Origin of the sequence: Sphingobacterium sp. B29, from assembly GCF_001952815.1 — a bacterium.
Classification (GTDB): domain Bacteria; phylum Bacteroidota; class Bacteroidia; order Sphingobacteriales; family Sphingobacteriaceae; genus Sphingobacterium; species Sphingobacterium siyangense.
Window position 1 is genome coordinate 1,035,914 of record NZ_CP019158.1, and the last position, 22,745, is coordinate 1,058,658.

At 43.7% G+C, this 22,745-nt stretch carries 14 protein-coding genes, 2 tRNA genes and 3 rRNA genes; 12 read left to right on the top strand and 7 right to left on the bottom strand.

The window, feature by feature from the left end; genetic code table 11:
• Window positions 1–20 precede the first annotated feature (20 nt).
• Window positions 21–1,079: an aldose epimerase family protein gene (locus BV902_RS04430; RefSeq protein ID WP_075990929.1), complete on the bottom strand. Its 1,059-nt coding sequence runs from the start codon at window positions 1,077–1,079 to the stop codon at window positions 21–23.
• Window positions 1,080–1,329: 250 nt separating this feature from the next.
• On the opposite strand from BV902_RS04430, the gene BV902_RS04435 reads away from it, so the two are divergent.
• Together BV902_RS04435 and BV902_RS04440 are read left to right on the top strand one after the other, a co-directional pair.
• Complete coding sequence (locus tag BV902_RS04435; protein ID WP_075990930.1) at window positions 1,330–2,688, top strand: deoxyguanosinetriphosphate triphosphohydrolase; 1,359 nt, start codon at window positions 1,330–1,332, stop codon at window positions 2,686–2,688.
• 110 nt (window positions 2,689–2,798) lie between these two features.
• The gene (locus BV902_RS04440) at window positions 2,799–4,910 is read left to right on the top strand and encodes a type IA DNA topoisomerase (RefSeq protein WP_075990931.1); all 2,112 of its coding nucleotides are present in this window, start codon (window positions 2,799–2,801) and stop codon (window positions 4,908–4,910) included.
• 32 nt (window positions 4,911–4,942) lie between these two features.
• Here the strand turns inward: BV902_RS04440 and BV902_RS04445 are convergent, their stop codons facing one another.
• From BV902_RS04445 to BV902_RS04460, 4 genes are read right to left on the bottom strand one after another with little or no spacing between them, the layout of a single operon-like run.
• On the bottom strand, window positions 4,943–5,833 hold the full coding sequence (locus BV902_RS04445) for a TIGR01777 family oxidoreductase (RefSeq protein ID WP_075990932.1): 891 nt from the start codon (window positions 5,831–5,833) through the stop codon (window positions 4,943–4,945).
• Between the two features lie 27 nt (window positions 5,834–5,860).
• Entirely contained in the window at window positions 5,861–6,241 is a 381-nt protein-coding gene (locus BV902_RS04450) for a hypothetical protein (RefSeq protein ID WP_075990933.1), read from the bottom strand.
• Between the two features lie 4 nt (window positions 6,242–6,245).
• Entirely contained in the window at window positions 6,246–6,608 is a 363-nt protein-coding gene (locus BV902_RS04455; RefSeq protein ID WP_075990934.1) for a hypothetical protein, read from the bottom strand.
• Window positions 6,609–6,612: 4 nt separating this feature from the next.
• A complete protein-coding gene (locus BV902_RS04460; protein WP_075990935.1) occupies window positions 6,613–7,119 on the bottom strand; it encodes a GbsR/MarR family transcriptional regulator in 507 nt (168 codons plus the stop codon).
• A gap of 222 nt (window positions 7,120–7,341) precedes the next feature.
• Here BV902_RS04460 and BV902_RS04470 point away from each other — a divergent pair, with 222 nt between their 5' ends.
• From BV902_RS04470 to BV902_RS04480, 3 genes are all read left to right on the top strand, one after another.
• Complete coding sequence (locus tag BV902_RS04470; RefSeq protein WP_075990937.1) at window positions 7,342–8,325, top strand: hypothetical protein; 984 nt, start codon at window positions 7,342–7,344, stop codon at window positions 8,323–8,325.
• A 115-nt stretch (window positions 8,326–8,440) separates the two neighbouring features.
• Entirely contained in the window at window positions 8,441–8,845 is a 405-nt protein-coding gene (locus BV902_RS04475) for an energy transducer TonB (RefSeq protein WP_075990938.1), read from the top strand.
• Window positions 8,846–8,923: 78 nt separating this feature from the next.
• Window positions 8,924–9,691, top strand: coding sequence for a suppressor of fused domain protein (locus tag BV902_RS04480; RefSeq protein WP_216640431.1), 768 nt, complete (start codon window positions 8,924–8,926; stop codon window positions 9,689–9,691).
• Window positions 9,692–9,752: 61 nt separating this feature from the next.
• Here BV902_RS04480 and lat read toward each other — a convergent pair whose 3' ends face one another.
• Entirely contained in the window at window positions 9,753–11,042 is a 1,290-nt protein-coding gene (lat, locus tag BV902_RS04485; RefSeq protein ID WP_075990940.1) for an L-lysine 6-transaminase, read from the bottom strand.
• 19 nt (window positions 11,043–11,061) lie between these two features.
• Window positions 11,062–12,591 (bottom strand): L-piperidine-6-carboxylate dehydrogenase, encoded by a 1,530-nt coding sequence (amaB, locus tag BV902_RS04490; protein ID WP_075990941.1) that lies wholly within the window; start codon window positions 12,589–12,591, stop codon window positions 11,062–11,064.
• A gap of 125 nt (window positions 12,592–12,716) precedes the next feature.
• On the opposite strand from amaB, the gene BV902_RS04495 reads away from it, so the two are divergent.
• The 7 genes from BV902_RS04495 to BV902_RS04525 all read left to right on the top strand — a co-directional run bounded on the left by BV902_RS04495 (window position 12,717) and on the right by BV902_RS04525 (window position 22,589).
• The gene (locus tag BV902_RS04495; RefSeq protein WP_075990942.1) at window positions 12,717–13,889 is read left to right on the top strand and encodes an acyl-CoA dehydrogenase family protein; all 1,173 of its coding nucleotides are present in this window, start codon (window positions 12,717–12,719) and stop codon (window positions 13,887–13,889) included.
• 1,312 nt (window positions 13,890–15,201) lie between these two features.
• Window positions 15,202–16,731, top strand: a 16S ribosomal RNA gene (locus tag BV902_RS04500).
• Between the two features lie 121 nt (window positions 16,732–16,852).
• Window positions 16,853–16,926 (top strand) — tRNA-Ile (locus BV902_RS04505).
• 11 nt (window positions 16,927–16,937) lie between these two features.
• Window positions 16,938–17,011, top strand: a tRNA-Ala gene (locus BV902_RS04510).
• Window positions 17,012–17,239: 228 nt separating this feature from the next.
• Window positions 17,240–20,121: ribosomal RNA gene (locus BV902_RS04515) — 23S ribosomal RNA — on the top strand.
• Between the two features lie 128 nt (window positions 20,122–20,249).
• Window positions 20,250–20,361: ribosomal RNA gene (gene rrf, locus BV902_RS04520) — 5S ribosomal RNA — on the top strand.
• The 16S, 23S and 5S rRNA genes sit together here with 2 tRNA genes alongside, the layout of an rRNA operon.
• 821 nt (window positions 20,362–21,182) lie before the next feature.
• Window positions 21,183–22,589, top strand: a complete 1,407-nt coding sequence (locus BV902_RS04525; protein ID WP_236590176.1) for a Gfo/Idh/MocA family protein — start codon at window positions 21,183–21,185, stop codon at window positions 22,587–22,589.
• The last annotated feature ends 156 nt before the right edge of the window (window positions 22,590–22,745 follow it).

Consider the following 22,745-nt stretch of genomic DNA (forward strand, 5'->3'; position numbering starts at 1 on the left):
TTACCGGCCGTTTTCTTTTCTTATTTTTTTATAGAGAACTTAAAATGTGTCTCGGAGTCGAACGATTCGCCCGCTTTTAACAGGGTTGAAGGAAATTCCGCCTGATTGGGCGTATCCGGAAAATGCTGTGTTTCCAGACAAAATCCGGCATAAGGCAAATATTTATAACCTCTTTTGCCAAAATCATTTCCCGTCATCCAGTTTGCTGTATAGAGCTGTACACCAGGCTCCGTTGTAAAAACATCCAGCTGAATGCCTGTGTTTTTTGAATAGACTGTTGCACAAGGCTGCGAAATAGGCTGGTTGTTGACATAACAATGGTCATAGCCTTTGGCAGCGATCAATTGTTCGTTATTTGCAGTAATATCTTGAACAATAGGTTTGGGTATGCGGAAGTCGAAGGCGGTGCCCTCCACAGGTACTATTGCATTTGGTATCTGGTTGTCGTCTACAAATAAGACCTCATCTGAGTTGATCTGAAGGATTTGCTGCAATACGTCGCCACTGCCTTCCCCATCCAGATTGAAGTACGTATGATTGGTCAAGTTGACGTGCGTATCGGCATCCGATTGCGCATGATATTTGATAATGATCTCGTTATTTCTGGTCAGGGTATAAGAAACCATAACTTTTAAGTTTCCTGGGAAGCCCTCTTCACCATCTGGGGAAACATAATAAAATTCGACGTGCGATTGATAAGTTACCCTTCTGTCCCAAACCTTATCATGAAAGCCCGAAATACCACCATGAAGACAATTATTGCCATTGTTTTGCGGAAGCGTATAGTGTTTTCCGTCGATTTCAAATTTACCCGCAGCAATGCGATTGGCGAAACGCCCTGCTGTGCATCCATGGTATTTCTCATCAGAATCTAGGTAGGCCTGAATTGAATCGAAGCCCAGTGCTACATCCACTAAATTTCCCTTGTTATCAGGTACCAAAATACTGACAATACGTGCACCGTAATCCGTTAAGAGTACTTGCATGCCGCCTTCGTTTTTTAATAAGAGCAAATGCGTGTTTTTGCCTTCGATTGTACCTTCAAAATGTTTTGGAATAAGTGTTTGATATTTCGTCATGATGGATCCCTATTGGTATTTAGGTTAAAGATACAGAATATAACCTGTATAAAAATGACTTTGATAACAGCTGTTTGTAAAATTTGTCATTTTGAAATGCAATCATGGATACTGTTGCAATAATGACTCCTGAATAGGTGAATAACAGGAGTAAAATATAGCGATATGCGGACAGTCATTCGGATAATTTCCGAAGCTGTATCCTATGATTATAATTGTATTTAAAGGCAAATTTATCTAAGTTTGCGCTATGTCTGAAAAAATGAATTGGAAAGATTTGCTCTCTGCAAAGCGCTGGGGTTACGAAGATCGGAGCGTAGATAGTTACCTTGTGGCCCGGTCGGAATTTCAACGGGATTATGATCGTTTGATCTTTTCATCCCCATTTCGGAGATTACAGAATAAGACGCAGGTTTTTCCACTTCCTGGTGCTGTATTCGTGCACAATAGATTGACACATAGTTTAGAAGTTGCCAGTGTGGGACGCTCTTTGGGGCGTATGTTTTATGCGCAGCTGAAAGAGGAAAATCCAAACCTGGATAATGATTACCCCTTTCTGCAAGAAGTCGGAAATATTATCTCGGCGGCATGTCTTTCACATGACTTGGGCAACCCAGCCTTTGGCCACTCGGGTGAATCCGCCATATCTACGTATTTCACAGATGGAGATGGACGTAAATACCAAGAGCAGGTCACAGCCGAAGAATGGGCAGATCTGACCCACTTTGAAGGAAATGCAAATGCCCTGCGGATTTTGACGCATGCCTTCCAGGGCAAGGATCCCAAAGGTTTTGCATTGACCTATACTTCGCTGGCTTCCATTGTAAAATACCCCTGTTTGGCAATTGATGGCCACCTTAAGAAGAGCCATCACCGCAAGAAATATGGCTTTTTTACAGAAGAACAAAAGGCGTTTGAGAAGGTTGCCAATGAATTGGGACTATTAAAAGATCCCTCTAATCCAAAGGGCTATCTGAGACATCCCCTGGTTTATCTCGTGGAGGCTGCAGATGATATCTGTTACAATATTATTGACTTAGAAGATGCTCATCATCTTAAAATATTGTCCTATCAGGAAGTCGAAGAATTACTATTGCCACTATGTGGTAAAGAAAATCTTCGTGACAGACTCGATGGATTGCTGGATACCCCAAGCCGCGTAGCATTGTTACGTGCCAAAGCGATCAATACCTTGATTAAAGGATGTGTTGATGTCTTTGTACGTGAGCAGGACAAGTTTCTGTCAGGAACTTTCGCATCAGCGTTGATGGATGCCCTAGATGAAGATATTGTTACACAAATGAACAAAATCTCGAAGATTTCCATTGCAAAAATCTATAATGCACCCACAGTTGTACAGATTGAGATTGCTGGCTACCGGGTGATGGATGCCCTATTGAAAGAATTTGTTCCGGCATACCTGAAGAAGAACAAGAATAATTACGATAAAAAGCTAGTTGCGTTAATTCCTGAACAATTTTATACGGACAAACAAGATTCGTATTCGAAAATTCGTTGTGTATTGGATTTTGTTTCAGGTATGACTGATGTTTATGCGATAGAGCTGTATCGTAAAATCAAAGGAATAACGATACCATCCATAGAATAGGGACGTTTAAGGTAAAGGGTTAAAACATCAATATTAAATTGAGACTAGCTGTAATACCCTCGGGCATTACAGCTAGTCTCGGATCGAAAATCTAACATCTCATATCTAAAATGAAGGTTGTAATTGCTGAAAAGCCCTCCGTGGCGCGTGATCTAGCTCGAGTGATGGGGGCGAAGGAAGTCAAAGACGGTTATATCGCCGGCAATGGCTATGCTTTTACGTATGCTTTTGGTCATTTGGTTCAACTCTGTACGCCACAGGCTTACGGATACAATTCGTGGACAATTTCAAACTTGCCGATCATTCCACCAACATTTAAGCTGGAGTCAAAGAAAGTGAAGCGTGATGGCAAGCAGATGGATGATACCGGAGCAGTTAAGCAACTCAACACCATAAAATCCCTTTTAGAACAGGCCGAAGAAATCATTGTGGCTACCGATGCTGGACGGGAAGGGGAATTGATCTTTCGTAATATATACTATTTTTTGGGTTCTAAAGTTCCTTTTAAACGCCTTTGGATATCGAGTCAAACAGATAAGGCCATTAAAGAAGGATTTGCCAATCTGAAAGCAGGTGCGGAATACGATAGCCTATATATGTCTGCCCGCTCACGTTCGGAATCAGATTGGCTCATCGGTATCAATGCGACGCAGGCCATCACCTTGGCGGCGGGAAATAAAGGATTACTTTCTTTGGGCCGTGTACAGACGCCAACTTTGGCCATGATTTGTTCACGCTATCTGGAAAACAAAGATTTTAAACCCCAGGCATTTTATAAAATCCAGGCCGGGTTTGAAAAAGACAATATCAGTTTTAAGGCAACCTCCAATAAGATCGATAAAAAGGATGTTGCCGAGCAAACCATTGCGCGATTGACCGTTGGTTCCAATGCCCGTGTGGCAAAGGTGGAAGCCAAAGAAACAAAAGAACAGCCACCCTTGCTATTTGATTTGACATCGCTGCAACAGGATGCAAATAAAAAATATGGTTATTCGGCAGATCAGACACTGAGTATTGCGCAAACACTTTACGAAAAGAAGGTCATCACTTATCCGCGTACGGGCTCCCGTTACATCGGTGAGGATGTTTTTGAAGAAATTGACGCACTTTTTCAACATTTAGCAGATACCGCAGACGAATCCATCGCGTCGATTGCAAAAAATCTGATCGGTGCAAAATTGAACAAACGTTCTGTCGATGATAAAAAGGTAACAGATCACCATGCCTTGTTGGTGACGGATGAAAAGCCGGGGTCCATGCTCAAAGAGCAACAGAACGTTTACAATATGATTGCCAAGCGTATGGTGGAAAGTTTCTCGGAAGTTTGTATAAAAGATATTACCACCGTGACAATTGATGCGCAGGGAGTTGAACTTATCGCCAAAGGTACTGTGATCAAGCAATACGGTTGGCGTCTTTCCGCGGAGCAGATCGAAGCGCCTGATGAAGATAAAAATAATGACGATCAGGATAATGAAAATGCGCAATTACCGAAGCTGTTAGCCGAGGAATTATTGCAGATTCTGACCCTCGAACTTGCCGAACGTTTTACCAAAGCAAGACCCATACATACCGAAGCTTCGTTATTGAAGGCCATGGAAACCTCGGGAAAGGAAATTGAAGACGATGAGATGCGACAGGCTATGAAGGACTGTGGACTTGGTACACCTGCTACGCGTGCTGCAACCATCGAAACACTTTTTCAACGTGATTATATTAAGCGCGACAAGAAAAAACTGATTCCAACGGAAAAGGGGCTTGCGGTATACAATCTTGTAAAAGATCGTTCCATTGCCAAAGTAACTTTGACCGGTAAATGGGAGCAGAAACTGGAGGAAATGCGGGCCAATAAAGTGTCTTATGATGTTTTTATGAAACATATTAAGGACTATACGGCCAAAATCACAAAAGAATTGTTGACACTGCGGATTTCTCTCGCACAAGAGGAAGTTAAACCTCAACAAAAAGGAAAGATAAAATGTCCGAAATGTGAGAAGGGGTTGATTTTGCTCTACGATAAAGTGGCCCAGTGCGACCATTATGCCCGTGGATGTGATTTTAAGATCTGGCGGACATTAAATGGTATCTTTCTGGACGAAAAAGAGATGAAGAACCTATTGGAGAAAGGAAAAACCTCCGAGTTTAAAGGCGTAAAAAATAACGAGGGCACTATTGTCACTGCGCCACTTGTATTTGAAAATTTCAAGGTTAACGTGGGATAATGGTTTACCCCACGTATTTATCTTTTCGGTTTTTATCCCCGCTGCAAAATATCCTGCAAAGCAGTTGAAATCGTTGGAAACTTGAAGGTAAATCCACTGTTCTCCAACCTTTCAGGTAATACCCAACGGCTTTTTAAAAGCAGCTCTGTCTCCGTACCGATTAAAGCCGCACCTATTTCCAGTAGCCATTTTGGAGATGGTAGGCCAATTTTACGGTTCATTACCTGTCGAAAAGTTGCCATAAAAGTCTTATTCATAATCGGGTTGGGTGCCGCACAATTGACGACACCATACAAATCTTCATGACCTTTTAAGAACAGAATAAGCTGAAATAGATCTTCAATATGAATCCAGCTAAAATATTGCCGGCCATTTCCCTGTATACCCCCTAGTCCGGCACGTACAAGATTTTTAAAAGGAAGGATAACCCCTCCATCCGTGCCCAAAACTATCGCCATCCGAAGTGCCACCTGCCTTGTCTTTTCCGATTTGAAGTCGAAAAAAGTCTTTTCCCATAATGTTGCAACATCGACGGAAAAACCTGTTCCGATCTCCCCCGAACTTTCTGTCATTGGACGATCTTCGGCGTGACGATAGATGGTGGCGGTACTCGCGTTTAGCCATAGCTTTGGTGGATTGGTACAGCCTGCTGTGAGCTCGCCGAGAAGCGTAGTCGTTGCTGTCCGTGAGGAAAATATTTCGGCCTTATTTTTTTCGTTATACCGACAGTTGACAGATTTTCCGGCTAGATTGATTAGCATCGCTGCATTTTCCAGTGAATCGGAAATAGCGGATCGATCGGTCCAAAGGATATTGCCCGGCCGACGGCCAATGATGATCACCTGATAGCCTAATGTACGAAATCTCTCGGAAAGATATTGTCCAACAAAACCTGTTCCTCCAGCGATGACTATTTTATTCATGGCAAGTGTATTTGCAGTCTGTTTTAATTATGCATTGAAGGTTGTATCCATGTTTCTTCGTTGTTTTGCAATCCGTTTGCCTCTAAAGAAGAGAAACATATTAAGAAAGAGCATTACACCAAGATATATGCTAAATCCACCGATTTTATAACTCAGACGCTCAATGAGTTCCTGAATGCTGGGCTTGTACAGGCTGATTTCAAGTATGTAGAGTGCAAATCCCAAATTCATGAGGTAGAATCCGATGCGAAATAGATTATTTGTGGCATGGGCTACCTCCGGCCTGCCGGCAAAGATATCATTCATGTAAACAATGCTATTTTTAAAAAGCACGTAGGCAACATAATAGGTTAATCCTATTGCAATGGGTAAGTAGATAAAGTACCCGATAACTGTTAAATTTCCCATGATATTAATGTTTAATGGTTAATGAATTCTTTCTTTTTGCGAAAAAGTAAATACTGAGCATATTGAAGTAATGTAACCCAACGAGGACAAAAAGTAATCGTCCTGTTTTAAAGGCAATGCTGCAGATCATTTCATCAAATGATTCAATTTGTCGCCAATAACTAAATTGCAGGATTGCATATCCAATGTTGAGTAGGTAATATCCCAGCAGCAATAAATTATTTGTCGTATCGGCCAAGTTGACCTCCTGGCGGAAAAGCGAGAGGATGAAAATCCGGCCATTTTTATGGAATAACCGACCGACCCAAAGAATAATATAACAGGTGAGCAGGCCGTAGATTGCGTACGCTAGGATATTGAAGTTCATGACGCTACATCATTAGTTTGATCAATTTGATTAATAAATCTCCGCCGCTTGTATTGAAAATTTTGTTGGCAATAGTTTCGAGTTGATCCGTCAAATTTTGGATGTCCTTTACCGTTTTATGGAACTCCTTACCTTCTGCAGTCTGGTCCTTTTCGGTATTCTGGCTTATATCCTTTAGAATATCCATTACGGGGTCAAGCTCTTTCTGCTTACGCATCACTGCAATTTTCATCGCCCATTTTAAGACCTCTTTCTCTGCGACGAAATATTCCTTTCGATCACCAGCAATATGTTTTTTGTAGACAATACCATAATCGATCAATTGCCGGATACTCATATTGGCATTCCCGCGGGAGATCACTAACTTTTCCATAATCTCATCTGTAGACATGGGATTGCTTGCAGAAAGGAGTAGGGCATGAACCTGAGCAACAGATTTGTTGATCCCCCATTCAGAACCTAATGCGCCCCAGGTGTCTATGAACTGTTGTTTTGCTTCTTGTAATTCCATCGTGCTTTTATTTTGCCAATACCTCAATTTATTTTTATCGGACTATTGAACCGATCGGCTTTCCCATCCTTTTTGTGATTGCCTATATCAAAGGTATTTAAAGTTTTTGAATTTTCAATAATTTCTGAAAATAAAATAAGTTTAAGAATGCAAGTCACCATATCGTAATAAGAATTTGCTTTTCTTGCGGACTTTTCGATTTGTTTTAACTTTGCCAGCATTATGGCGACAACTTTGTATAATCCATTCAAACAATTTCAGTTTGATTCAGATATTTGTTTTTTAACAGGGAATAAGCTTCAGTCGGAAGAAGAATCCATTCAGGTGTTTCCTGTATGGATGATGAAATCTTTTCAATTGGAAGATAAACCTTTTAAAATGCTGGATGAGAATCTGGTTACTTACAAATCGTTGAAACTACCGTGTTCCATGGCTGCAGCCGAAGCTATTGAGCAAATGGAACGTGCGGTAGAACAGTCGTTTGAACAAGGCTATGAAGCCGTCAAACAGCTGGATCCATTACTATTGTTTCAATGGATGACAAAAATCATCTATGGAGTGGTTTTTAATGAAATTCTTGCGGGAATTCAGCAGCAAAAAGCTTCTGGTGAAGATATGAACTTTTCTCAGGCGCTTGCACAGCGTTTTACGAATCTACATGCGATGTTACAGTCTCTGGTTGTACCGATGGAGTTTGAAAATACATTCCCATTTTCATTGGTTGTTGTACCTGTTGAGAATGCACCGGATACATTTATGTATCGTGATGAAATCAATACCTTGATCTTCTCGATCCGTATGAAGGACTTTGCTGTAGTTGCCTGTCTTCAAGATAATGCGACAAACAATATTTATCACGAAGATATTCTCAAAGTCATTGCGGGCAAAACATTACACCCGATCCAGTTTGAAGAATTGTGTGCACGCTATTTTTATTCAGCCTACTTATTTAACCGTTTGCCAGATTATACCTATCTAAACACCCCGGAAAAAGTCTATGTTGAACCTATGCCATTAGCGGATATGTCGATGAAACCTATCTTTGATCATTGGCAAAATAAGACTTATGGCCAAGTTTTGGAAAATTTTTGGAAACCTTGGGGATTGACTTTATTCGAGATTATTAAAAATCCGGAGCATCCGATCAGTTTTCTTGTTGATGAAACAGGGGCGTTTAATGCAGAGGTTGCTATGCCGCTCAATTAGTCCGGAGGATTTAAAGCAATAAATTATCTTATACAAGCGTTAAATGGTACGATTATGGATAGGATAGGTTATGTATTTAACTGGATTTAAGACTTTTTTTTCAATTCTACTTTTTATGGTATGGTGTACTTCCGCAAGTGCACAAGTGATTGCTAAACGGGATATTCCTGCAGACAGTATTGCACAGAACGTTGATGATTTTCCCTATTTCAAGGGCGGGGTGGTGGCCTGGTCCAGATTTTTGCAAAATAACCTGGATTTGTCGGGAACAATCAGGGCAATGGACAGTGTGGCCTATGCAAAATATGGATCTCGGCAGACGGCAGTTCTGAAATTTATTGTTTGTGAAGATGGAGCGATCTGTAATATTGAAATCGAGAATCCCGATAAAGTGAGTCCCGAGTTTGCAAAGGCTGTGTTGTCTGCCATGCGCAGATCGCCACAATGGATGCCGGGACAGGTCAAAGGAAAACCAGTTAAAACAAGATTTAGACAGCCTGTAGTAGCTGTAATTGAATAAATTTGAATAGAAAATAATCGCTAAAATTTTCACCATTTATAAGATAATATGTCATTTTGGGATAAAGTCAAAAAAATTATGAGCGGCGAAGAGGAAGAATCTCCGTCCGAAAAAAAAGATACAGAAATTACTGCTGGAGGGTCTACGGTCTACCGTTATGAGGATCAATCTGATGATAAGGATCCAAAAAGCTTATTTCCGGAGGTACAATGTGTCTATCTGGATGAAATCGAGGAGCATTTGACCAAATATATTGCCGAACCCGATATGGTGTTCCATGAGATTATCTCCGAACTTGTTCATATCGATGTGCATTGGATTAAACCAAGTGCAAACTATCCATTCCATATATTGGTTACTTCAGGCATGAGTGATTTGGCTATGCATGTTCCAGATGAAGTTGAAAACAAAGAGGCTTATGAACGGGCGGAGCTGATGGTCGTGTTGCCGGCAGATTGGAAGATCGGAGAAGAGGAATTTCAGGATGACAACAATTATTGGCCGGTCTACTTTTTGAAAAGATTAGCGCGGTTTCCCCATGAATATAAAACCTGGTTGGGATATGGGCATACCATTCCCAATGGGATGGAAGCCGAGGATATTGCAAATACAGGTTTCGGTTGTATGTTGCTGCTTCCACCTATGCTAAGTTTTGATGAGGAATTTTTGGAGTTAAAAACCAAAGATGGTAATCTGATCAATTTTTATGCAATGATCCCTGTATATAAAGAAGAGATGGATTACAAACTTGAAGAAGGTACAGATGCACTCTTAGACCTGTTTGATGAGTATGGAATTTCAGAACTGGTCGATATTGACCGTCCCAATGTATGTAGAGATAGATAGTTTATAAAAAAAATAAGCAATGCTATAGGCTACATTGAAGCTTTTTAGCATTGCTTATTTTTTAGGAAATACTCTTTTCTATAATTGCTATCGTTTTATTGATATCCTCATAACTCACATTAAGGTGCGGTCTAAAACGGATACTTTTCTCTCCACAGCCTAACATAATCAGTTTATTTGCATAGGCATTTTTGATAAATTCATTGCGTGCAGCTTCCGATGTGAAATCCAATGCAACGAATAAACCCTCTCCTCGTAAATTGGACAGCTGCGGTTTTTTCACTAGCAGTTCCTGGAGCTTATCTTGTAGATAGTGCCCTTTTTCTGCTGCATTTTGAACGAGATTTTCTTGTTCTATGACTTCAAGAATTAATTTAAAGCGGAGCATATCCATAAAATCACCACCAAATGTTGAATTGATACGACTGGACTCTTTAAAGACATGATGTTCCACCTGATCAAATTTTTCCTTACTCGCCAGTATACCACATACCTGTGCTTTTTTGCCGAAGGCAATGATATCGGGAATTACGTTGTAATGTTGGTAAGCCCACATTTTCCCCGTAATACCCAATCCGGTCTGTACTTCGTCAAAAATCAATAGGATCTGATTTTCATCACAGATTTGACGAAGCTGTACGAAAAATTCCTTTCGAAAATGGTTGTCGCCACCTTCGCCCTGTATCGGTTCAATAATGATACAGGCGATATCGTTGGGGTTGGCGGCAAGGGCTTGGCGTATTTCTAAGACAGCCTTTTCCTCCAAAGTAATGGTCTGCTCAATATGTTCGCTTGTTAAGGGGTAGCTCAACTTCGGATTGGTAATGCGTGGCCAGTTGAACTTTGGAAAATAAAGGTATTTTCTGGGGTCTTGTGTATTTGTTAAGGACAGGGTATAACCGGATCTGCCATGAAAAGCCTGTTTAAAGTGAATGACCTGGCTGGCTTCCTTTTGTATTCCCTGTGCAAAATTAAGCCTTGTTTTCCAGTCAAAGGCAGCTTTTAAAGCATTTTCCACGGCGAGTGTTCCGCCTGATATGAAAAAGGCATAGGAGAGTTCTTTCGGTATGGCTACCCGGTCAAAAGTGTCGACAAAATCAGCAAACTCTTTTGGGTAAATATCAGACATGGCTGGCTTATTGACGGCCATTTTGCCTAAGAAGTCACGTTGTTTGACCAAATGTGGATGATTGTAACCCACGGCCATGGAAGCAAACATACTGAACATATCGAGGTATTCATCCCCATTTTCATCCACGACATAAGAACCATGGGATTTTTCCATATCCATAACCAAAGGAAATCCATCGGCCAATATATGTTTGCTTAATCTTTCATGTACGTTGCTCATAATTTTGTGTGTAAATGGTTTATAAATCAAATTTGATACCTTGTGCCAACGGTAGGTCAGTCGTATAATTGATGGTATTTGTCTGACGGCGCATATAGGCTTTCCAGGCATCTGACCCAGATTCCCGACCTCCGCCAGTCTCTTTTTCGCCTCCAAAAGCACCTCCGATTTCTGCTCCCGATGTGCCGATATTGACGTTGGCGATACCACAATCAGAGCCAGCAGCACTCAGAAATAGCTCGGCTTCCCGTAGGTTGTTCGTCATGACGGCCGAAGACAACCCCTGTGCGACGCTGTTTTGTAGATCTATGGCCGCACTGATATCTCCCTTGTATTTGATTAAGTAAAGAATAGGGGCAAAGGTCTCATGCTGTACGATTTCATAATGATTTTCGACTTCGGCAATAACAGGCTGCACATAACAGCCACTTTCATAGCCTTTGCCTTCAAGTACCTTTCCCTTGATCAGCATTTTTCCCCCCTGTGTTTTAATTTTGTCCAGTGCGTTTAAGTATGATTTTACGGCGGCTTTGTCAATCAATGGTCCTACATGATTTTTCGTGTCCAAAGGGTCACCAATTTTTAATTGACCATAAGCTTTGGTCAGTTGTTTTTTGACATTGTCATAAATGTGCTCATGGATAATAAGTCTTCGGGTGCTTGTGCAGCGTTGTCCGGCTGTACCCACGGCGCCAAATACAGCACCGATGATGGTCATTTTTAAGTCTGCGTCTGGAGTAACGATGATTGCATTGTTTCCACCGAGTTCCAAAAGTGTTTTACCGAGGCGTTGTGCTACGGCGACGGCGACTTCTTTTCCCATGCGCGTGGATCCTGTTGCAGAAATCAAAGCGATGCGGTTGTCTGCCGAAAGCCACTCGCCAACTTCTCTGTCGCCCATGACGAGGTTGGATATTCCCTCGGGCAGCCCGTTGCTGTGTAGGATTTCTGCAAGTAATTTTTGGCAAGCTATGGCACATAGCGGTGTTTTTTCGCTGGGTTTCCAGACGACAGTGTTGCCGCAGACCAGTGCGAGGGCGGTGTTCCATGCCCATACCGCCACCGGAAAGTTAAATGCTGTAATAATACCTACAACGCCCAAAGGATGATATTGGTCGTACATGCGGTGCCCGGGGCGTTCCGAATGGATGGTGTTACCATACAGTTGGCGAGATAGGCCTAACGCGAAGTCGCAGATATCGATCATCTCTTGCACTTCCCCCATGCCTTCTTGGTAAGATTTACCCATTTCATAGGAAACTAATTTTCCGAGAATGGGTTTAAGTTCACGGAGCTTGTCACCCAATTGGCGAACGATATCTCCTCTTTTTGGGGCAGGTAGTAGGCGCCATTGTAAAAAAGCATCTCCGGCTTGCTTAATGACCGCTTCGTAGTCCTGACGATTGCTGCCTTTTATTTTTGCGATGAGCTTTCCATCGACAGGTGAAAAGGATTCGAATTCTTTACCCTCGGAAAACCATTGTTGTCCAGTTGATGATCCTAAATTCTGAGAAGATATTCCAAGTGTTTTAAGCGCTGCTTTTATCATAATGGTTTATTTTATTCGTGGAATAGTTTAAATATATGAAATAAATTTTTTATTGACAAGTTTGTGCTGAATATTGTTCAGTGAAAAATAATCGTTATCTTAGATAAGCTAATGTAGACTATATCATGATCAAACAAATTAATATCGATTATTACCAGGTGGACGATTTATTGTCCGAAGAACATAAACTGATACGGCAGTCTGTCCGTGATTTTGTGAACACAGAGATTAAGCCTTTCATTGAAGACGCGGCGCAGGAGCACCGTGCTATTGCGGGATTGATGCCTAAATTGGGAGCAATTGGAGCTTTAGGGCCTTATATTCCTGCTGAATATGGCGGGGCGGGATTGGATCAGATTTCCTATGGCTTGATTATGCAGGAATTGGAAGCCGGTGATTCGGCAATTCGTTCGGCGGCATCGGTGCAATCCTCTTTGGTGATGTTTCCGATTTATACCTATGGTAGCGAGGAGCAGCGTCGTAAATATTTGCCGCTGTTAGCATCGGGCGAGTTGGTCGGTTCTTTTGGGCTTACTGAGCCTAATCATGGATCTGATCCGGGGGGAATGGAAACGAAATTGACGGCAAAAGGAGATGGTTTTTTATTGAATGGAGCCAAAATGTGGATTACAAATTCGCCTGTCTGCGATATTGCTGTCGTTTGGGCACGAGATGAGGCCGGAAAGGTGCGGGGAGTAATTGTTGAACGTGGAATGGCTGGTTTTGAAACGCCAGAGACCCTGCATAAATGGTCTTTGCGCGCTTCCAAAACAGGTGAATTGGTTTTTCATGATGTTTATATCCCTGCGGAAAATGTGCTTCCTGCTGTAAATTCAATGCGTGGACCGCTTTCCTGTTTGAATTCGGCCCGCTATGGAATTTCATGGGGAGTGATCGGAGCAGCAATAGACTGTTATGAAACTGCGGTTCAATACGCTTTGGAGCGACATCAGTTTGATAAACCAATTGCTGGTTTTCAATTGCAGCAAAAGAAGCTAGCGGAATTTCTGACGGAAATTACCAAGGCGCAGTTGTTGTCGTGGCGTTTAGGGCAGCTCAAAAATGAGGGACGTGCTACTCCACAGCAAATCTCCATGGCAAAGCGGAACAATGTGAATATGGCGCTGCAGATTGCGCGTGAATCCAGGCAGATCCTTGGCGGAATGGGGATAGTGGGTGATTTTCCTATTATGCGGCATATGATGAACCTAGAGTCTGTAGTTACCTATGAAGGGACACATGATATTCATTTATTAATCACGGGACAAGATATTACGGGGCTGAACGCTTTTTCGTAATGTAAACTTTTGTTGCGGAACGGAGCTTTTAGGCTTATGTATCCTATGCTAGTCCGAGTGTTTGTTGTTTTTTGGTTATTCTTTGTTATTTCTAGGGCAGGGGGTCGGATCCAGTTCGACTTGTTTTCGGCTGCGGTGCGACTCATGTTTGACTCTGAAAGAGCCTGGACAGGGTTTAGATAGGTCTTAGGTTCGCCCTGTGAGCAAGGTGTGTCCATCGTGAGCGGGTTCTGTCTCCATGTCGGGGTCGGACGGAACACGGACTCAACACGGACAAAACACGGAGTCAGTGCAAATCTTCCCCGAACATGGCACGAAGCCTGTGGAGAGCGGAACAGGAGGTCCCCCCAGATCCTGCGCGGCAGCCGGAGGCCTACCTCCGAGCAGACCCCTAGTTACCCTCTCGATAAAAATAATTCTGAACTTCTTATTCTTTAGTTTAGCTTTTGTTTATACTTAGCTTAGCATTAAGTTAGGTTTTGATTAGCTTATACCTATACTATACCTAAACTAACCCTAACTAAACCCTAAACTAACCCTAAGTAAACAGGTAAGAAAGTATAGCTATAAAAGGAGGTATTCCTGCCTTACCAATATCTGCTCGTCCATCTGCTTGGCCTTGTACCCCGGTCCCGGCTGCTTATGTTTGCCCCTGCCGCCGGTGCTGAAATCCCTCCGTTAAACCTCGGGGGAGCCCATTTCACGGAGCCGCGTGCTTCCCTGTCCCCATTTCGGGTGCAGGATCAGCTGTTTTTCGCCTCCCTCTGCAGCTTCCGCCGCTAAAATGAAAAAGAATCTCGCACCGTTACAGGTAGTTAGGGGCAAAATGAAATAAATAAGAACAAAAGGCTTGGAAGTCTGCCCGAAAACTCCCTATCTTTGCACCACTCCGCAAGGGAGGGACGGTTGCTTTGAAAGAAGGAACCCTGAAAAAAGAAGGGTTTAAGAGAAGCCTGGCAGGATCAAAAATCCCGCTCAGTTTATTTTAAACGCGGAAATCGAAAAAAGGGAAAAGAAAAAAAAACTTCAAAAAGTTTTTGGAAGTTCAGAAAAGATTTCTACCTTTGCAGTCCCAACGGAAACGAAGGGAAAAACAAAAAAGATAAAGAGGGCGCAATGCCCATCGGAATATAGCGGATACGGAAGTTGAAGCGACAAAGTTCTTTAAGAAAACACAATCATGTAAGCGTGACGAGTAGACAAACGAAAGTCATGAACAAATTCAAGTAATTCGTTCAATTCGATCCAAGATCAGAGATATAAAAAAAGAATTCTGATTATTATAAATAGTTGGAATCAAAAACTTCATTTTACAATGGAGAGTTTGATCCTGGCTCAGGATGAACGCTAGCGGCAGGCCTAATACATGCAAGTCGGACGGGATCCATCGGAGAGCTTGCTCGAAGATGGTGAGAGTGGCGCACGGGTGCGTAACGCGTGAGCAACCTACCTCTATCAGGGGGATAGCCTCTCGAAAGAGAGATTAACACCGCATAATATAATTTCCCGGCATCGAGGAATTATTAAATATTTATAGGATAGAGATGGGCTCGCGTGACATTAGCTAGTTGGTAGGGTAACGGCTTACCAAGGCGACGATGTCTAGGGGCTCTGAGAGGAGAATCCCCCACACTGGTACTGAGACACGGACCAGACTCCTACGGGAGGCAGCAGTAAGGAATATTGGTCAATGGGCGGAAGCCTGAACCAGCCATGCCGCGTGCAGGAAGACTGCCCTATGGGTTGTAAACTGCTTTTGTCCAGGAATAAACCTCTTTACGAGTAGAGAGCTGAATGTACTGGAAGAATAAGGATCGGCTAACTCCGTGCCAGCAGCCGCGGTAATACGGAGGATCCGAGCGTTATCCGGATTTATTGGGTTTAAAGGGTGCGTAGGCGGCCTATTAAGTCAGGGGTGAAATACGGTGGCTCAACCATCGCAGTGCCTTTGATACTGATGGGCTTGAATCCATTTGAAGTGGGCGGAATAAGACAAGTAGCGGTGAAATGCATAGATATGTCTTAGAACTCCGATTGCGAAGGCAGCTCACTAAGCTGGTATTGACGCTGATGCACGAAAGCGTGGGGATCGAACAGGATTAGATACCCTGGTAGTCCACGCCCTAAACGATGATAACTCGATGTTGGCGATAGACAGCCAGCGTCCCAGCGAAAGCGTTAAGTTATCCACCTGGGGAGTACGCCCGCAAGGGTGAAACTCAAAGGAATTGACGGGGGCCCGCACAAGCGGAGGAGCATGTGGTTTAATTCGATGATACGCGAGGAACCTTACCCGGGCTTGAAAGTTAGTGAAGAGTGCAGAGACGCACTCGTCCTTCGGGACACGAAACTAGGTGCTGCATGGCTGTCGTCAGCTCGTGCCGTGAGGTGTTGGGTTAAGTCCCGCAACGAGCGCAACCCCTATGTTTAGTTGCCAGCATGTAATGGTGGGGACTCTAAACAGACTGCCTGTGCAAACAGAGAGGAAGGTGGGGACGACGTCAAGTCATCATGGCCCTTACGTCCGGGGCTACACACGTGCTACAATGGATGGTACAGCGGGCAGCTACATAGCAATATGATGCTAATCTCTAAAAGCCATTCACAGTTCGGATTGGGGTCTGCAACTCGACCCCATGAAGTTGGATTCGCTAGTAATCGCGTATCAGCAATGACGCGGTGAATACGTTCCCGGGCCTTGTACACACCGCCCGTCAAGCCATGAAAGTTGGGGGTACCTAAAGCATGTTACCGAAAGGAGCGTGTTAGGGTAAAACCGATAATTGGGGCTAAGTCGTAACAAGGTAGCCGTACCGGAAGGTGCGGCTGGAATACCTCCTTTCTAGAGTATCGAAGATCGGTGCTCGTCACGTTACATATGATTGCAAGAAGAAAAAACATCAGAAGAAAGTGCCCGCCCCGAAAGGAGCAGGACCGAGAGAAAGAGATGAACAAGATAAGCTAGTCCCGTAGCTCAGTTGGTTAGAGCACTACACTGATAATGTAGGGGTCAGCAGTTCAAATCTGCTCGGGACTACGAAAACGATTGGGGAATTAGCTCAGCTGGCTAGAGCACCTGCCTTGCACGCAGGGGGTCAACGGTTCGAATCCGTTATTCTCCACATCACCGGGGAAGTATATAGCGATATACTTCATATATACCGGAAAAAGAGTTCTTTGACATATTGAAAGAGAAAAAAAATTACAAGAGAAGACAACAGTATAGAGACAATACGTGTATGTGTTTGAAGTAAGGGAGAGACCCTCGGTGAATGCCGAACGATCCCGAACCTAGCATATGAGTATATATATCAAAAGCAGCCGCATAGTAGCAAAAGGCTATGCCGGTGAAGAAAGTAAATAAGGGCACACGGGGGATGCCTAGGCTCTCAGAGGCGAAGAAGGACGTGATAAGCTGCGATAAGCTTTGGGGATTGGCAAATGCGACTTGATCCAGAGATTTCCGAATGGGGCAACCTGACTATTTGAAGAATAGTCGTATAAAACGCGAACGCGCTGAACTGAAACATCTAAGTAGGCGTAGGAGAAGAAAATAACAATGATTTCCCAAGTAGTGGCGAGCGAACGGGAAAGAGCCCAAACCGATCATGTTACGGCATGGTCGGGGTTGTAGGACCACGAGATTGTACAGCGCTATGAACTGGAAGCAGGTGGGAAACTGCGCGACAAGGGTGAGAGCCCCGTACAGGTAAAGAATGTTGACATAGTGGTATCCTGAGTACCGCGGGACCGGAGAAATCCTGTGGGAATCCACCAGCACCATCTGGTAAGGCTAAATACTCCTGAGAGACCGATAGTGAACCAGTACCGTGAGGGAAAGGTGAAAAGAACCCCGAACAGGGGAGTGAAAAGAACCTGAAACCGTGTGCTTACAAGCGGTTGGAGCAGGCAGGTCCTGTGACAGCGTGCCTTTTGCATAATGAGCCTACGAGTTACTCTTGTCTGGCAAGGTTAAGTCCTTCAGGGACGCAGCCGAAGCGAAAGCGAGTCTTAATAGGGCGCATAGTCAGATGAGGTAGACGCGAAACCTTGTGATCTACCCTTGGGCAGGTTGAAGTTGCAGTAACATGTAATGGAGGACCGAACCGATAAACGTTGAAAAGTTTCCGGATGACCTGAGGGTAGGGGTGAAAGGCCAATCAAACTGGGAAATAGCTCGTACTCCCCGAAATGTTTTTAGGAACAGCGTCGGCGTAGAGTTTGATAGAGGTAGAGCTACCGATTGGGTGCGGGGGAGTCAAATCCTACCAAATCCAGACGAACTCCGAATGCTATCAAATATAGCCGGCAGTGAGGCTTTGGGTGCTAAGGTCCAAGGCCGAGAGGGAAAGAACCCAGACCATCAGCTAAGGTCCCCAAATTCGTTCTAAGTTGAACTAACGAGGTCCGGTTGCCCAGACAGCTAGGATGTTGGCTTGGAAGCAGCCATTCATTTAAAGAGTGCGTAACAGCTCACTAGTCGAGCGGCCGGGCGTGGATAATAAACGGGCATCAAGAACGGTACCGAAGCTATGGATTTGTACTGAAAGATGTGCATCTGGTAGGGGAGCATTCCATCGCCGGGGAAGCAGTTTGGCAATGAACTGTGGAGGTTATGGAAAAGCAAATGTAGGCATAAGTAACGATAAGGCGGGTGAGAAACCCGCCCACCGAAAGACCAAGGTTTCCTGATCAACGTTAATCGGATCAGGGTCAGTCGGGACCTAAGGCGCACCCGAAGGGGGCAAGCCGATGGACAACTGGTTAATATTCCAGTACTCTTCATAACTGCGATGTGGTGACGGAGTAGTGACACTGCCGCGAACTGACGGAATAGTTCGTTGAAAGGCGTAGGTATAGGGACGGTAGGCAAATCCGCCGACCCTGCTGAACCCCAATAGTACAGCAAAGCTCCGGTGGCGCTGATAGAGCAGGTAAACAGACTTCCAAGAAAACCCGCTAAGCTTCAGGTTATGAAGACCCGTACCGCAAACCGACACAGGTGGTCGAGGAGAGAATCCTAAGGTGCTCGAGTGAGTCATGGCTAAGGAACTCGGCAAAATGGCCCTGTAACTTCGGGAGAAGGGGCGCTGTCTCGTAAGAGCAGCCGCAGTGAAAAGGCCCAGGCGACTGTTTAACAAAAACATATGGCTTTGCAAAATCGCAAGATGAAGTATAAGGCCTGACACCTGCCCGGTGCTGGAAGGTTAAGAGGGGATGTCATCGCAAGAGAAGCATTGAATCGAAGCCCCAGTAAACGGCGGCCGTAACTATAACGGTCCTAAGGTAGCGAAATTCCTTGTCGGGTAAGTTCCGACCTGCACGAATGGTGTAACGATCTGGGCGCTGTCTCAGCCATGAGCTCGGTGAAATTGTGGTATCGGTGAAGACGCCGATTACCCGCAACGGGACGGAAAGACCCCATGCACCTTCACTATAGCTTAACATTGAGATTGGGTACAGGATGTGTAGGATAGGCGGGAGATGTTGAAGTGGCTTCGCCAGGAGTCATGGAATCAACCTTGAAATACCGCCCTTTCTGTATTCGGTTTCTAACTCGGCAATGCCGAGGACATTGTTTGGTGGGTAGTTTGACTGGGGTGGTCGCCTCCAAAAAGGTAACGGAGGCTTTCAAAGGTAAGCTCAGTACGCTTGGTAACCGTACGTGGAGTGCAATGGCATAAGCTTGCTTGACTGTGAGACCGACAAGTCGAACAGGGTCGAAAGACGGACATAGTGATCCGGTGGTTCTGTATGGAAGGGCCATCGCTCAAAGGATAAAAGGTACGCTGGGGATAACAGGCTGATCTCCCCCAAGAGCTCATATCGACGGGGAGGTTTGGCACCTCGATGTCGGCTCGTCACATCCTGGGGCTGGAGAAGGTCCCAAGGGTTGGGCTGTTCGCCCATTAAAGTGGCACGCGAGCTGGGTTCAGAACGTCGCGAGACAGTTCGGTCCCTATCTGTTGTGGGCGTTGGAAGTTTGAGTGGATCTGACCTTAGTACGAGAGGACCGGGTTGGACAGACCTCTGGTGAACCTGTTATGCCGCCAGGTGTACGGCAGGGTAGCTACGTCTGGAATAGATAAGCGCTGAAAGCATCTAAGTGCGAAACTAGCCACGAGATGAGACTTCCTTATAGGGTCGTAGAAGATGACTACGTTGATAGGCCATAGGTGTAAAGGTTGAGAGACCAAAGCCAAGTGGTACTAATAGCCCGAAGCTTTCTCAAGCAGACAGACACTGTTGTCTTCCTCTTTAATTTTTAAGAAACAAACAGGAAACGAACCTCTTTCAATAGCTATGTCAGTTGGCATGAATCACATGATAAGAATATCATAGATCATCCAATAAAGATTTTTAGGTGCCTATATCGGCGGTGTCTACCTCTTCCCATTCCGAACAGAGCAGTCAAGCCCGCCAGAGCCGATGGTATTGCCGTAACAGGTGGGAGAGTAGGTCGGTGCCTTTTTTTACACGGAAGCCCTTGCTGGAAACAGTCAAGGGCTTCTTTCGTTTAAGTACTTCCGTATTTCCATGTACAGGCTATTGCATATCCTCCGCCTATCGGTTATCGCAGCACAGGACCGTCGGTGAGCCTGCTCCATCGGAAGCTGTTCCGCAACTATCCTTTACTAGCCTTGTCAAACGCTATTGCTTTTCAGCAGTATCCTATAGCTGCATATCAATTAACCTTGCAGTAGCTACTTGTCATAACGAGTTGTATATGCTATCCGACTGTCCGGAAGTATACAGGTAGTGGTCGCAGATATAGCTATCAGAATTACATGCTATAAAGCTATTTTCCACTATTATTAAGCTTTATGGGAAAATGTCATTAACCACATAAGTTGATCTTCTTATGTACACATCACAATCAGGAACGTAATATAACATTATACCTGCAGCTATACCTCTGTGTAGTTCCAATTGTATAACGATAGCAAATGCAGCTCGATATTCCCTGCTAGAGTAAACGGCTGTGATGACTGTTATCCCCATCAAGGATTTCATTATTGAAAACTTTGTGGCTAGTGAATATCGATTGAAAAACAACGAAGATAAAAAATTAAGCAATCGTTTGTGTAGATTAAGCAAACGATTGCTTTCAAGTTTCATTTTTTATTTAGAAAAAAGTGTTATATTATTGTTATAGAGATTAAGTTCTTACATGAGAACCAAATATAAATCCAATCCAAAAGGATTTTTCTATTGACTGTTTAGTTTGTTTTAAAATAGGTGATTTTTTAGAGGGACCAATTGGTCCCTTTAAATTTATATGAACTTTAAATTATGGATTCTAGAAGAGATTTTCTAAAAAAGGCCGGAATATTGTCATCACTGGCTGTTTCACTTCCTACTTTGGTCAATGCCAATACGGCAGCAGAGTCGTTTAATATGTGTGGCTATGCAGCTCCAAAAATTGATAAAGTCAGAGTAGCAGTGATTGGACTGGGCATGCGCGGTCCTGGTGCTGTTGAACGGTTGTCCTTTATTGAGGGATGCGAAATTGTCGCACTTTGCGACAAACATCCGGATCGGGTTGAGCGCGCAACAAAAATCGTTACATCGAAAGGTCTAACAGCTCCGAAAGCGTATTCAGGTGAAGATGGTTGGAAATCCCTGTTGAAAGAAGAGAAACTCGATCTGGTCTATATTTGTACGCCTTGGGATTATCATACTCCGATGAGTATTGCCGCGATGAAAGCGGGTAATCATGTGGCTTGTGAAGTGCCGATCGCTTTGACGATCAAAGATTGTTGGGAGGTCGTGAAGACATCTGAAGCGACTAAAAAGCATTGTATGATGCTGGAAAATTGCTGTTATGATTTCTTCGAAATGCTGACATTGAATATGGTGCGCCAAGGCTTGTTTGGCGAACTCGTTCATGCCGAGGGTGCTTATATTCACGATTTGCTGGATCTTAATTTTGCAAAGAATGGCTATGATAACATGTGGCGCCTGAGAGAAAATATAAAATTAAATGGAAATCTATATCCTACTCATGGTCTTGGGCCTGTGGCACAATGCTTAAATATCAATAGAGGGGATAAGATGGATCATCTTGTGGCAATGTCTTCCAATGATTTTATGATGGGAGAAAAAGCAAAAGAGCTAGCGGCCAAGGATTCTTTTTTTCAGGAATTTGTCGGAAAGAAATACCGTGGTAATATGAATACAACGCTTATTCGCACCGCAAAAGGAAAAACGATTATGCTGCAGCATGATGTTACTTCTCCTAGACCTTACTCTAGGCTGCATACACTGAGCGGTACGAAAGGATTTGCGCAAAAGTACCCTACGGAGAATATTGCTTTTGGCCATGAATTCATTACAGAACAGAAATTAAAAGAACTGTACGATAAATACACACCAGAATTGGTAAAATATATTGGTGAGCAGGCAAAACAGGTTGGTGGACACGGTGGGATGGATTTTATGATGGACTGGCGTCTGATAGACTGTTTGCGCAACGGATTACCTTTGGACCAGGATGTCTATGATGCTGCTTCATGGAGCTGTATCGTGCCATTGAGTTTTGAATCTGTAGAAAAGAACTGTAAAACAGTTGATGTACCGGATTTCACAAAGGGTGCATGGAAAAATAATACGCCGGTAGAAATCACGTTAAAAGGCGGTGGAAATACGCCTATTCGTGCTAGATCAGCGAAAAAAGAAAATATACAACTGGGCGTATAGCCCTCTTATATAAAATGACTTATTGAAGGGGAACTTTTTATTGTTCCCCTTTTATGTTTATCTTTAATTATGTTATTCAATCTGACTCTAATTACCTGTTTATCGTTTTTTTCCACCAAGGATACACTTTCCTGTTGTGTTGGGGAAAATATACCT